Source organism: Bifidobacterium sp. SO4 (assembly GCF_018555355.1).
In the GTDB taxonomy this organism is placed as follows: Bacteria; Actinomycetota; Actinomycetes; order Actinomycetales; family Bifidobacteriaceae; genus Bifidobacterium; species Bifidobacterium miconisargentati.
In genome coordinates, this window is the sequence record NZ_JAFEJP010000014.1 from 45,943 (window position 1) to 59,265 (window position 13,323).

Sequence of the window (13,323 nt, forward strand, 5' to 3'; positions counted from 1 at the left end):
CCTGCCGGCGCGTCCCGCCTGTTCCTCGCCCTTCAGGGGCTTCTCGTTCACATGCGAGGCCACCGTGCGCGGACGTCTGGCGCCACCGGAGCCGCCGGCGGAGCGTACGGTACGTCCCGCCATCACTCGCAGCTTTCGCGATGCGCCTCGAGCGCGGTCAGCAGCACCTCGTCCATATCCGTGATGTCGCCCGCGCCCACGGTGAACACCACGTCGCCGTGGTGGGCACGCATGGCCATCATCTTGGCGGCCAGGCACATGTCCCCCACCGCCTGGATCCAGGTGCCGGCGGAGGCGTCCTTGAGCCCCGCGGCGGCGTCCACGATGGTCTGCGGGCCGACGTCCGGGAAGTCCTCCTGCTTTTCGCGGGCGGGGAAGATGCCGGTGACGATCACGTCGTCCGCCTTGGCCAGCGCCTCGGCGAATTCGCGGGCGAAGAACCTCGTGCGGGAGAACAGATGCGGCTGGAAGATCACGCGGATGACGGATTCCGGATAACGGCGTCGTGCGGCGTCGAGCAGCGCGGCGATCTCCGTGGGATGGTGGGCGTAGTCGTCCACCACGGTGACCTGCTTGACCGTGCCGCGCACCTGGAACCTACGGGATGCGCCCAGGAAGCCGGCGATGGCCTGCGCGGCGGCCTCGGGAGCCACGCCGAGCAGCACGGCGGCGGTGATGGCGGCCGCGGCGTTGCGCGCGTTGTGGATGCCGGGCACCTTGAGCACCACGTTCTGGGACACGGATTGGTCCCCGGTCACCGCGGCGGGCAGCTCCAGCGTGAACCGTTCGCTGCCGCTGCCGGCGGCCTCGGTCTCGGAGACGATGCGCACGTAGGCGGCGATGGCCGAGAAGTCCAGATCGGAGGCCAATTCGCCGGCCGGCGCGGTGCCGTAGGCGATGACGCGGGCCTTGACGTCGGCGGGCATGTCGGCGATCACGCCGAGGTTGTCCTTGTCGTCGGCGCAGATCACCACATGGTCGGTGGCGTGGCCGGCATGGTCCACGAACGCGGCCTGGTAGTGAGCCTCGTCGCCGTAATGGTCGAGATGGTCGGCTTCGGTGTTGGTGATGACGGCGATGGTGGGGTGGTATTTGGCGAAGCTACCGTCGGATTCGTCCGCCTCGGCCACGAGCACCTGGCCGGCTCCGGCATGGCCGCCATCCAGCGTGGTGCCGTCCGGCCCCTGGATGGAGCCACCGATGGCGTAGCTCGGATCCTCGCCCGTGTTCACGAGGATGTGCGCGAGCATGGAACTGGTGGTGGTCTTGCCGTGCGCGCCCGCCACGGTGACGGCCTGCTTGCCGTTCATGAGCAGGGCGAGGATGTCGCTGCGGTGCACGATGCGCGCGCCGGCCTCGGCGGCGGCCACGATTTCGGGGTTGTCCGGCTTGATGGCGCTGGAGTAGACCACGGTGGACGCTCCGGCCACGTTCTCGGCGCGCTGGCCGAATTCCACGGTGATGCCGAGTGCGGCGAGACGGTCGGTCTTGGCGCTGCGTTCGCGGTCGGAGCCGTCCACGGCGACCCCTTGGGCGTGCAGCATCTCGGCGAGCACGCTCATGCCGGCGCCGCCGATGCCGATGAAGTGGGTGGGACCGAGGTACGCCGGCCTCGCCGATGCGTCGAATGCGGCATGGGTGGGGTCAAGCACGATGGGTTGAGTCAATTTCTGACGCTCCTTACACAGATGTTCCGGAACATATCTTAGGTCGCCCTCGCCGTCCGTCCGGCGGGATGCGCATCAGCGGCGACCGGCGAGGGCGAGCACATGGCGGGCCATGACTTCGGCCGCGTCACGGATGCCGTATTCCCAGGCCTTGCGGCCGAATCCCGCGAGTCGTTCCCGGTCGGCGAGCAGGGCGGGCACATGGCCTTTGACCCAGTCGGGGGTCAGATCCCTGTCCGCCACCATAAGGCCGCCGCCCGCGTTCACCACGGGCTCGGCGTTGAAGCGCTGCTCACCGTTGCCGATGGGCAGGGGCACGTAGATGGCGGGCAGGCCCAGCGCGGCCAGTTCGGAGACGGATCCGGCGCCCGCGCGGCAGATCACCAGATCGGCGCAGGCGAAGGCCAGGTCGATGCGCTCCAGGTATTCGGCCGTATGGTAGTCGCCGGAACCGGCCGATTCGGGACCGAGTCCGGTCAATACGTCCGCTCCCGCGGATTCGGTGGCCAACGTGCGGACCTCGTCGATCTTGCCGCGGCCGGTCAGATGGATGATCTGGGCGTGTTCCAGCAGCTCACGGGCCGAGGATGCGATGGCGCGGTTGAGGCTTTGCGCGCCGAGGGAGCCGCCGGTGACCAGCACCAGCGGACGGGCGGGATCCACGCCAAGCTGTGCGGCGGCTTCGCGGCGCAGACCGTCGCGGTCCTCGCCGATGCGCTTGGCCAGTCGGGCGATGGCGGGGCGCAGCGGCAGTCCAACGCGCTCGATGTCCGCTCCCTGGCGTGGTTTGAGGCCGGTGCCCTCGTAGACGGTGCCGATGAAGTCGGCCCAGCGGGCGCCGAGCTTGTTGGCCATGCCGGCACGGGCGTTCTGCTCGTGGATGGCGATCGGGATGCCCATCCTGTGTGCGGTGGCGTAGACGGGCGCCGAGGCGTATCCGCCGAATCCGGCCACCACGTCGGCCTTGCGGCTTTCGAGGATGGCGCGGACCTTGGCGGTCTCGCGCTTCCATTTGGCCGGGAACCTGAGCATGTACAGGTTGGGCCGGCGAGGGAACGGCACTTTTTCGATGGTGTCGAGTTCGTAGCCCGCCTGCGGCACGAGATCCTTTTCGAGGCCCACGGCGGTGCCGATGACGGTGACCTGGGCCGCCGGATCGATCTCACGGATCGCGCCGGCCACGGCGAGCAGAGGATTGACATGGCCGGCGGTTCCGCCGCCGGCCAACACGATATGGGGTGTGCCTTGAGTCATGGTTATCGAGTGTACTCTACACCGTCTGTCGGGCCTGTTTGATCTGCGGCTGCGCGCGCATAAGCCCCACAACGAGGCCCGCCGCGGACAGGCACATGATCATGGACGAGCCGCCGGCGGAGACGAACGGCATGGGCACGCCGAGCACGGGGAACACGCCCACCACCACGCCGATGTTGACGAGCGCCTGGCCCACGATCCAGATGGTCACGCACATGAGCACCATGGACACGTAGCGGTCCGGCACCTGCAGCGCCACGGCGATCATGCACCAGCCGAGGATCACGAAGAACAGGATCACGATGGCGCAGCCCACGAATCCGGTCTCCTCGCCGATGATGGCGTAGATGAAGTCGTTGTGTGCGGCGGGCAGGTAGTTCCATTTCTCACGCGAATTGCCGATGCCCAGACCCAGCAGGCCTCCGGAGGCGATGGCGTATTTGGCGTGGATGGACTGATAGCACACCTGCTGCGCGTCCGCGGCCGAACAGTCGCCGTAGGTGGCCAGGATGCGCTTCATGCGGTTGGGGCTGGAGACGGCCAGGACGATGACCATGGCGACCGCCAATCCCGCGCCCACCGCCATCCATTTGCCGGGGAAGCCGGAGACCAGGAACGCCACACCGCCGATGAAGATGAGGATCATGGCGGTGCCGAGGTCCTTGCCGCCCACCACGAGCGCGAGTCCGATGCCGTAGACGAGCAGCGGGAAGCGGTACGCCTTGATGCCCTCCTTGCGGTAGAACCTGCCGCAGGCGTGCAGCGATGACGGCAGCCAGACGCACATGGCGAACTTCATGAACTCGGCCGGCTGGATGGTGGTGAAGCCCAGGTTCAGCCAGCCCCTGTTGCCGTAGACGTCGATGCCCAGGGGCGTGAAGGTCAGCAGCTGCAGGATCTGGGCGGCCAGCACGATGCCGATGCCGGCCCTGCGCCAGAACGACACCGGCATCATCATGGCCATGAAGCCCAGGATCAGGCCGATCACGCAGAAGCCGCCCTGGCTGATGAGCTGGACGAACGGTGACTTGCCCTGCGCGGCCATGGTGACCGTGGAGCTGGAGAAGACCATAATCAGGCCGAAGACGGTCAGGCCCACCACGGCCATGCGGAAGCCGTGGTAGCACCACAGGGGGTTGAGCAGGCTGCGCCAGCCGGTGTAGTCGCTGATGACCAGAGCCGGCTGGTCCGAAGTCTTATGCAGGGCGCGCAGGCGGGGATCAGTGGAGGCCATGCACCTCGCTCCAGGTGCGGGCGGCGGCCGCGAACCGGTTGCCGCGGTCCGCGTAGGACACGAACTGATCCATGGATGCGCAGGCGGGGGCCATGAGCACGATGTTTCCGCCGGAGGCGTATTTGCCACACGCCTCGACGGCGCGGTCCATCACGGTGTCGTTGTCGGCGGGGTCGATGACGGTGAGCGGGATGTCCGGCGCCTGGGTGGCGAAGGCGTCGAGCATGGGCTGCTGGTCCTTGCCGATGATGACGACGGCCTTGATGGTGTGCGCCTGGTCCCTGACGAGGTCTTCGAACCGGCTGCCCTTGGCCAGGCCTCCGGCGATCCACACCACGGACTTGGCGGGGAAGCTGGAGAGCGAGGCGCGGGCCGCATGGCCGTTGGTGGCCTTGGAATCGTCCACGAAGCGCACCACGCCGTCGGCGAGCCTGGCCTCGGCCACGGTCTCGATGCGGTGGCCGCCCGGCTTGAACGCCTTCAGCGCGTCCAATGCGGTCGCGAGGTCCGCGCCGTAGCCCAGGACGAGCGCGAGGGCGGTCAGCGCGTCGGCCACGAGGTGCGGGTAGAGCGAGCCGTCCGGTTCCATGAGGTGTTTGAAGTCGGTGATGGGCGCGATGCGCGTCGCCTCGCCTTCGACGCCCCCGGCCACGCCGCTCCTGTCGACTATCCAGCCATCCTCGATGCCGATCTGCCCGGCTTCGGGGGCCACGAGCGTGAAGCCCACCCTGCGGCAGCCTTCGGCGACGTTCGCCTCGGCGGCCAGGGCGCTCACCTTGGCGTCCTGCGCGTTGTAGACGATGACGCGACTGGCACCGTGGAACACCTTGGACTTGTCCGCCGCGTAGTTCTCGCGCCCGCCGTGCCAGTCGAGATGGTCGTCGGCGATGTTGGTGATCGCGGCGCAGTCGAGGGCCAGCGAATCGGTGAAGTGCAGCTGGAAGGAGCTCAGCTCCACGCACAGCACGTCGTGCGCGGGGTTGGTGGCGCAGCGGGACAGGCTCATGGACATGTCCCCGGAGGCGATGTTGCCGGCGGTGGGTGCGTCCAGACCGCAGGCCTTGAGCATCTCGGAGGTCATCTCGGTGGTGGAGGTCTTGCCGTTGGTGCCGGTGATGCCGATCCACGGCGCCGGACGGCCGGTGCGTGCGTTGTCCACGCGCAGTCGCCAGGCGAACTCGACCTCGCTCATCACCGGGATGCCGCGGCGCTGGGCCTCCAGGATGAACGGGGTGCGCGGGTTGAACACCGGCGAGGACATGACGTAGTCGACCTTGTCCCAGTCCACGTCGTCGAACGAGCGCAGGTCGGCTCCGGGCTTGCGCTCGTCCACGCCGATCACATGGGCGCCACGTTCCTTCAATACCTCCGCCAGCGAGGTGCCGGACACGCCCAGTCCGGCGATCACCACCGTCTTGTTCTCGATTTGCATCGTTCCTCCCTAGAAATCATTGCCGCGGGCGAGCATAGGCCGTCCACGTTTCCGCTAGCTGAACAGCAGGCCGGAGCGGGTCACCCAGTCGCCGTAGAAGATGGTCAGCGCCAGCAGCACGAAGAGCAGTTCGATCATCCAGAAGCGGACCACCACCTTGGTCTCGGTCCAGCCGAGCAGTTCGAAATGGTGGTGGATGGGCGCCATTTTGAACACGCGCTTGTGGGTCATCTTGAAGTAGCCCACCTGGATCACGTCGCTCATGGCCTCCATGACGTACAGGCCGCCCATGATCACCGCCAGGAATTCGGTGTGCGTGGCGATGGACAGGGCCGCGAACAGGCCACCCAGGGCCAGCGAGCCGGTGTCGCCCATGAAGATGGAGGCGGGGTTCGAGTTGTACCACAGGAATCCGAAGCAGGCCACGGCCGCGCACACGGCGATGATGGTCAGGTCCAGCGGGTCGGACACGGCGTACGAGTAGCCGCCGTGGTCGCCGCCCTTGATGTGGTAGCTCTCCCAGAAGGCGATGATGCCGAAGCCGGTGAAGGAGATCATCGAGGAACCGGCGGCCAGGCCGTCGAGGCCGTCGGTGAGGTTCACGGCGTTGGTCCAGGCGGTCATCAGGAAGTTCACCCAGATCACGAACAGGATGATGGCCACGGCGCGGCCGGCGAAGTCGAAGCTGAAGAACGGCTTCTCGATGAAGCTCATGCCGGGCTGCGCGCTGGGCAGGCCGGTCTTGGTGGGGATGACGAGCGCCAGCACGGCGTAGATGGTGGCGAAGATGAACTGGCCGATGAACTTGCCGCCCACGGTCAGGCCCTCGTTCTGCTTCTTGCGCACCTTGGCGAAGTCGTCGATGAAGCCGAGCACGCCCATCGAGAGCATGGCGAACAGCACCAATACCGCGGACCAGGAGGGCACGTCGCCCGAATGCAGGTAGCGGTAGAGCGCGGAGGCCGCCCAGCCGAACAGGATGGCGAAGTTGATGACCACGCCGCCCAGCGTGGGGGTGCCGCGCTTGACCAGATGTGACTGCGGTCCGTCCTGGCGGATGTACTGGCCGTAGTGCAGTTTGTGCACCAGCCGAATCAGCAGCGGCGTGCCGGCCAATGTTACGATCAGCGACACCAGCATTCCAATGATCAGAGCAATCACGTGGATCTTCCCTTTATCTCGTTATCTCGTTGTTCCGTTGGTTCAGTTCCTGGCCCAGCGTTCGGCCAGCGCGCTCAGTCCCGAGGCGTGGGATCCCTTGAGGAGCACCACCATGTCCGGGTGCCCGGCCGCGAAATCCAGCACGAGGCGTTCGGCCTGGTCGGTGTCGTGCGCGCAGTCGATCGGAATCGCGGGCCCGTTTGCAACGGCCGCTTCACGGGCGCCGGAGGCCAGCGCCTCGGCCAGCGAGTCCAGATGCGGGTCCTTGGCCGAGCCCACGGCGATGATGGCGTCCAGTCCAAGGCCGGCCGCGTATGCGCCCACCTGGGCGTGCAGGTCCGTCTCGTCCGGGCCGAGTTCCAGCATGGCGCCCAGCAGGGCGACGCGGAAAGGCGTGCGGCCATCCGCCGGCCTCCACGCCTTGAGCCCGTCAAGGCCGGCCTTCATGGAGTCGGGGTTGGCGTTGAAGGAGTCGTCGATGAGGGTGAAGGAAGCTTCGCCGCGGGTCACGGTGCTCAGCGCCATGCGGTGCGGGCTGATGGTGTGCTGCGCGGCAAGGGTCTCGGCCACGGCCGCGGGCGTCATGCCGTAGCGCAGGGCCACGGTCGCGGCGGCCAGCGCGTTCATCACGTTGTGACGGCCCGGAATGCCCAGATGCACCGGCACGCTGTCTCCGGAGGCGGTCACCAGCGTGAATTCGGCATGGTCGGATTCGTCGGACGTGATGTCGCGGGCCATGACCTCGTGCTCACGACCGCCTTCCAGACCGAACCAGGCCACCTCGCCGGGGGCCAGGGCCGCCATGGGCGCCACATGGTCGTCGTCGGCGTTGAGTACGGCCACGCCGCCGGGCAGCAGGCCCTGCACGATCTCGCTTTTGGCCTGGGCGATGCGTGCGCGGGAGCCGAATTCGCCGAGGTGGGCCACACCCACCTTGAGCACGATGGCCAGGTTCGGCGGGGCGATACGGGTCAGACGCGCGATCTCGCCGATGTGGCTCGCGCCCATTTCGGCCACGAAGAAACGGGTCTCGGGGCCGACCTTCAGCGCGGTCAGCGGCAGGCCGATCTCGTTGTTGAACGAGCCGACCGGGGCCACGGTGGGGCCCACGGTGGACAGCAGCGCGGACAGGAGGTCCTTGGTGGTGGTCTTGCCCACCGAGCCGGTCAGGCCGATCAGGTCGAAGTCGCCCGGCAGTTCGCGGCGGCGGGCGATGTTGTGGCGGGCCAGTTCGCCCAGCGCATCGACGGTGTCGGCCACCACGATCTGGGGCAGGCCGGCGGATTCGACCTCATGGTCAACGATCGCGGCCACCGCGCCCTGGGCGGCGACCTTGGCCACGAAGTCGTGGCCGTCCACATGCTCGCCCTTGATCGCCACGAACACCGATCCGTCCTTGGCCTCACGCGAGTCGCTCACGGCACCGGTGGCCGTTCCGAAAGGCCCCTCCCCCGCGATCACACGGCCGGAGACCGCCTGGGCGATCTCCTCCACACTCATCGGCACCATATCATCTGCTCCTTTTCGTTCTTCCTGCTCATGTCCGTCCGCGCCGGTCACGCCGTCATCATCCTTCCATCGGCGGCATAGCCGGCATCCATACCATTCGTGTTCCGCTATTTCAGGTTGTTGGCCACCCTGAGCGCGCTGCGCACGTTGTTCCTGCGCACACCGGCCGCCAACACCATGGCGATGGCGAGCGACATGTGCCGCATGCGCATGATGTTCGAGCCCACCGGCGATTCGGCCGCCATTTCGTCCGATTCCCGGGTGGGGTGGATCATCACGAGGTCCTCGTCCGCCACGAAGGCGTACTTGCTTTTCAGGGATGCCAGATCGTCGGCGTTGGCCGAACGCTGGGAACCCAGCACGTCCACGTTCACCGATTCCAAGGCGTGGGGCTGCAACGTCTCGTCGTCCATGGCGATGATCACCGCCGCGACGCCATCCTCGGCACACACCGCGAGCGTGCGCTGCATGTCCAGGATGCCCAGCGGGTAGGTGAGGTTCAGGGGACGGGTCATCGAGGTGGATCCGGAGGAACTGATGATGGCCACGGGGTTGCCCAGCATGTGCAGGAAGTCCGCAAGCTGGCCGGCGCCCGCATCGACCTCGCCCTTGTCGGTGCCGGCCACCACGAACACGGCCATCGTGCCGGATGGGGAACCGGCGAATCCCGAAGCCAGATCGCCCAGCAGCGACGTGTCGAGCGTGCCGAACAACCTCGGGATGCCGATCTCCGGGCATTTGCTTTTGAGACTGTACGGCAGCAGGGCCGCATAGGCGCCGGCCTGCTCCGCCTGCGTCAGATCGGCGGTGTCCTTGCCGCAGATGAACAGGGATCCGGGCACCACGGTGTCCACGCTGTCGCTGAGGGAGGTGACGGTGACGTTGACCGCGAACGGCGGATCGATCTCAAGACCGTACCGTTGGGACAGCATGCCCAAGGTCATCCGCTGGGCGATGGATTCGCTCACTGCACTCATGGATTGTCGCCTTTCTGCCGCGCCATTCACCACGTGACCGGGATAGCATTTTTACGCGGTGATGAGACAGGGACCTCGTATTTCTGCATAAGGAACTCACAGATCTGGGCGGAGACCGGGCCGGCCGTCAGACCGCCGTAGACGCCGCTCGGGTCCTTGAGCACCACGGTCACCGCGTACCGCGGGTTGTCGGCCGGGATAACCACCGAGTAATCGGAGATGATCGAGGACAGCGTGCCGTCCGCACCCTGCACCTCGGCGGTGCCGGACTTGGCGGCCATGCGGTAGCCATCGACCTTGACGAACTTGCTGTAGCTTTCCGCCACGGATTCCATGGCGTTCATCATGTCGGCCGCCACATCCTCGTCGATCACCCTCGTGGCCGTGTCCTTGCCGGTCTTGGACGTGGTACCGCCGGTTGAGGTGGTGGACTTGATGATGGATTGCTGCTGCTTGACACCCTTGTTGGCGATGGTGGCCACCACGTTGTTGAGCTGCAGTGCGTTGACGGTGTAGCCCTGACCGAACAGGATGGTGTTGCGGGTGCGCAGATCCCAGGAGGATGGACTGGTAAGCATGCCGGAGGACTCGCCGGGCAGGCCCAGGCCGGTGGACTGGCCGATGCCGAACTTGGTCATGAACTCATAACGCTGCTCGTCCGTGAAGCCGAGTCCGGCGAGCACCATGCCCACGTTGGAGGAGTTCTGCAGGATGCCGGCGAGCGTCCAGCGTTCGCTGCCATGGTCGAACGAATCCTTGATGGTCTGGCCGTCCTGGGTGGTGTGGTCCGGCACCGTGAGCTGGTCGGTCATCTTGTGCAGGCCGGTCTGCAGATAGCCGGACATGGAGATGACCTTGCCCACCGAGCCGGGCTCGAAGGTTTCGGAGACGGCGCGAGAAGTGCTCATCTTGGCCTCGTCGCTGCCGGCCTCCACCTCGTCGCTGTCGGCGAGCGCCAGGATCTCGCCGCTGGAGATGTTCTGCACCACGGCGATGCCCCACGGCGAGCCGTACTTGGACTTGGCTTCCTTGAGGACCTTCTTGACGTACCACTGCACGTCGCGGTCGATGGTGAGCGTCACGTCGGAGCCGTCCTTCGCGGCCACGGATTCGGTCATCGTGCCGGGAATCTCCTCGCCGCCGTTGCCACGCTGGTAGGTCTGGTGGCCGTCGGTGCCGGTGAGCTCCTTGTTTTCCATCTGCTCGATGCCGGCCACACCGGTGCCTTCGTCGTTGACGCCGCCGAGCAGGGAGCCCAGGATCTCGCCGTCCGCGTACAGGCGTTCGCTGCTGAGCTCGCCCCAGACGATGCCGCCGAGGTTCAGCGCGTCGATGCTGCGCTTGACCTGCGGGGTCACGTCCTTTTTGAGGACCACGTACTGGCCGGTGCCGGACATCTTGGCGCCCAGTTCCATGGCGTTCATGCCCAGCGCCTTGGCCAGGAGACGGCCCACGGCCGCGGCGCCGGTGGCGCCCACGGGCTTGCCGTCGATCTCGTCGCAGTAGTCGCGGGTGGTGTCGTTGCAGGTGATGGGCACGAATTCCTGTGCGGCCTCGGGGTTGGCCACGATGGTGTAGCGCTCCACGCTCTGGGCGAGCACGTTGCCGTTGGTGTCCAGGATGCGTCCGCGCTTGGCGCTCAGGGTCACGGTCAGCGTACGGCTGGCGGTGGCGGCCTGCGCGGTCTGGCGTCCTCCGATGAGCTGGGTGGATGCCAGCTGGGCCACGCATGCGGTGGCCACCAGGGCGAGTGCGGTGCCCACGGCGATGCACTTGAACGCGAAGGTCTTCACCTTGGCGAACCGGACGATGCGCTGGATGGTCTTCACTTACTTCCCGCTTTCATTGGACTTGTATCCGTTGAGGTCGATGGACACGGATCCCTGCTGGGGCACCATGCCCATGTCGCTGGCCTTGTCGGGCAGGGAGGCCACGAGCTGGTCGAGCTTGGCCTGGTCGTCCTCCACGTCCTGGGTGAGCACGTTGATGTGCGCTTCGATCTGCGCCGCCTCGAACGAGTTCTGGACCATCTGGGTGCGCAGCATGAGCGCGCCGAAGAGCGTGGCCATCAGGAAGGCCACGGCGACGACCACATGGACGAGCGGCGCGCTGCGGGTGCGTGTCCATTCGATGACGCGGGCGACCATATTGCCCTGCGTCTCGGTGCGCTGGCCGGAGATCAGACGCAGCTGCGGCCTGGACGAGGTCTGCGTCTTGGATTCGGGTCGGCTGGACGAGGCGGCGTTCGACCGGACGCTGCGTGCGCTGGCTGCCATCAGCCCCTCCTAGTGCGGCGTTCGCCGCGGTTGGCTCGTGTGTTGGAACGTGTTGCGTGATGTGTGCCGACCTTGCGCGCCGACGGGTTCGGGTGTTCGGCGGTCTCGGCGAAACGGGCGCGCCAGCGTGCGGGAATCTCGCGGCTGACCTCCACGGCCCGCAATCGCACGGAGGCCGATCTCGGGTTGGAGGCGATCTCCTGCTCGTCCGCCTTGATGGCACCTCGGGTCAGTTCCCTGAAGAACGGCTGGGCGTCGGGCGGCACGATGGGCAGGTCAGCGGGGGCGTCGATCCTCAGTCCCTGGGCCATGAACGACTTGACGGCCTTGTCCTCCAGCGAGTGGTAGGACTCCACCACGAGCCGGCCGCCCACATTGAGGCGGTTGGCGGCCTGCGGCAGCGTCGAGGCGAGCTTGTCCAGCTCGCCGTTGACCTCGATGCGCAGCGCCTGGAACACGCGCTTGGCGGGGTTGCCCGCGGGACGATGGGCCTGGGGCACCACCTCGTCCACCAATGCGTTGAGCTGGCTGGTGGTGGTGAACGGTTGCCTGTCGCGGCGGGCCACGATTTCGCGGGCGATCTGGCGGGAGAAGCGTTCCTCGCCGTATTCCTTGAAGATATGGGTCAGCTGGGCGGCGTCGTAGGTGGCGAGAATGCGCGCGGCGGTCAGTTCCTGACTCACGTCCATGCGCATGTCCAGCGGGGCGTCATGGGAGTAGGAGAAGCCTCGGTCCGCCTCGTCGATCTGCAGGCTGGACAGGCCCAGATCCATGAACACGGCGTCCACGCGCTCGATGCCCTGATCCTCAAGTACCTGGTCGAGCTGGTCGAACGCGGCGTGCACGGGCGTGAACCGGTCGGCGAGGCCTTCCCGGCGCATGCGCTCGGTGGCGAGCGCCAATGCCTCGCTGTCACGGTCGATGCCGATGAGACGGGCCTGGGGCGCGGCCTTGAGGAACGCGGTGGAATGGCCGGCCAGGCCGAGCGTGCAGTCCACTGCCACGGCGCCTTCCCGCTGCAGCGCGGGCGTCATGAGCGCCACGCAGTCGGCGAGCAGCACCGGCTGGTGAATGGCCGTCACATCAATCATCAGAATTCCACCTCCGGCAGAACATCATCGGCAATATCGGCGTATCCCTCTTCCTTCTCGGCCAGGTAGGCCTCCCAGGCTTCCTTGTTCCATAGTTCGGCACGGGTGCCCACGCCGATCACCACCACTTCGGAGCCGAGATGGGCGTAGTCGCGCAGCATCTGCGGCACGAGCACGCGGCCCTGCTTGTCCGGCTCCTGGTCCACGGCGCCGGACAGGAACACGCGCAGGTATTCGCGCGCGGCCTTGTTGCCCACCGAGACGCGCTGGATCTGCGAGGCGATGCGGCGGAACTCCTCGAAGGGCAGCAGGTAGACGCAGCGTTCCTGTCCGCGCGCCATGACCAAGCCCTTGCCCAGCTGCGCGCGAAATTTGGCCGGCAACGCCATGCGGCCCTTCGCGTCGATCTTGGGAGTGTAGGTGCCCAGCAGCAGCGGTGGCATGCCGTTCATGAAATCGGCGAACGACGAGGAACCCTCGGTCTTGGCTTCGGCGTCCTGCGCCGGCCGCTCGTCGACCATGGTTCCACCTCCTTTGCCGCGCCTGATGGATACACTTCACCCAACTGGCTCACCACTTTACCCCACGCTTCCCCATTCTTCCCCACTTGCACACGATTTGCTCACCCTTTTGGATGTTTTTCCCTGTACATCGCGCGTGTCGGGGGCTTTCAGGCCGGTTCCGGACCGAGTCCGAACCGGTCCCGATTCGCACGATCGGCG

Annotated in this window: 11 protein-coding genes; all 11 read right to left on the bottom strand. The window is 66.7% G+C overall.

Annotated elements, in window-relative coordinates; genetic code table 11:
• Positions 1-122: 122 nt before the first annotated feature.
• The 11 genes from murC to mraZ all read right to left on the bottom strand — a co-directional run bounded on the left by murC (position 123) and on the right by mraZ (position 13,122).
• Positions 123-1,652, bottom strand: coding sequence for a UDP-N-acetylmuramate--L-alanine ligase (gene murC, locus JS536_RS09320; RefSeq protein WP_214356737.1), 1,530 nt, complete (start codon positions 1,650-1,652; stop codon positions 123-125).
• A 90-nt stretch (positions 1,653-1,742) separates the two neighbouring features.
• Positions 1,743-2,921: a UDP-N-acetylglucosamine--N-acetylmuramyl-(pentapeptide) pyrophosphoryl-undecaprenol N-acetylglucosamine transferase gene (locus JS536_RS09325; RefSeq protein WP_214356711.1), complete on the bottom strand. Its 1,179-nt coding sequence runs from the start codon at positions 2,919-2,921 to the stop codon at positions 1,743-1,745.
• Between the two features lie 16 nt (positions 2,922-2,937).
• Positions 2,938-4,155, bottom strand: coding sequence for a putative lipid II flippase FtsW (gene ftsW / locus JS536_RS09330; protein ID WP_109057745.1), 1,218 nt, complete (start codon positions 4,153-4,155; stop codon positions 2,938-2,940).
• Positions 4,142-5,587, bottom strand: coding sequence for a UDP-N-acetylmuramoyl-L-alanine--D-glutamate ligase (gene murD, locus JS536_RS09335; RefSeq protein ID WP_214356712.1), 1,446 nt, complete (start codon positions 5,585-5,587; stop codon positions 4,142-4,144). Before murD ends, ftsW begins: the two co-directional genes overlap by 14 nt.
• Positions 5,588-5,641: 54 nt before the next feature.
• Positions 5,642-6,748 (bottom strand): phospho-N-acetylmuramoyl-pentapeptide-transferase, encoded by a 1,107-nt coding sequence (mraY, locus tag JS536_RS09340; RefSeq protein ID WP_214304089.1) that lies wholly within the window; start codon positions 6,746-6,748, stop codon positions 5,642-5,644.
• A 42-nt stretch (positions 6,749-6,790) separates the two neighbouring features.
• A complete protein-coding gene (gene murF / locus JS536_RS09345; protein ID WP_214356713.1) occupies positions 6,791-8,257 on the bottom strand; it encodes a UDP-N-acetylmuramoyl-tripeptide--D-alanyl-D-alanine ligase in 1,467 nt (488 codons plus the stop codon).
• 107 nt (positions 8,258-8,364) lie between these two features.
• Complete coding sequence (locus JS536_RS09350) at positions 8,365-9,234, bottom strand: hypothetical protein (protein WP_214304087.1); 870 nt, start codon at positions 9,232-9,234, stop codon at positions 8,365-8,367.
• 26 nt (positions 9,235-9,260) lie between these two features.
• Complete coding sequence (locus JS536_RS09355; protein ID WP_214356714.1) at positions 9,261-11,063, bottom strand: penicillin-binding transpeptidase domain-containing protein; 1,803 nt, start codon at positions 11,061-11,063, stop codon at positions 9,261-9,263.
• Positions 11,064-11,510, bottom strand: a complete 447-nt coding sequence (locus JS536_RS09360; RefSeq protein ID WP_236029224.1) for a hypothetical protein — start codon at positions 11,508-11,510, stop codon at positions 11,064-11,066.
• Positions 11,510-12,601: a 16S rRNA (cytosine(1402)-N(4))-methyltransferase RsmH gene (gene rsmH / locus JS536_RS09365; protein WP_214356715.1), complete on the bottom strand. Its 1,092-nt coding sequence runs from the start codon at positions 12,599-12,601 to the stop codon at positions 11,510-11,512. Before rsmH ends, JS536_RS09360 begins: the two co-directional genes overlap by 1 nt.
• On the bottom strand, positions 12,601-13,122 hold the full coding sequence (gene mraZ, locus JS536_RS09370; RefSeq protein ID WP_214304084.1) for a division/cell wall cluster transcriptional repressor MraZ: 522 nt from the start codon (positions 13,120-13,122) through the stop codon (positions 12,601-12,603). Before mraZ ends, rsmH begins: the two co-directional genes overlap by 1 nt.
• Positions 13,123-13,323: the final 201 nt, after the last annotated feature.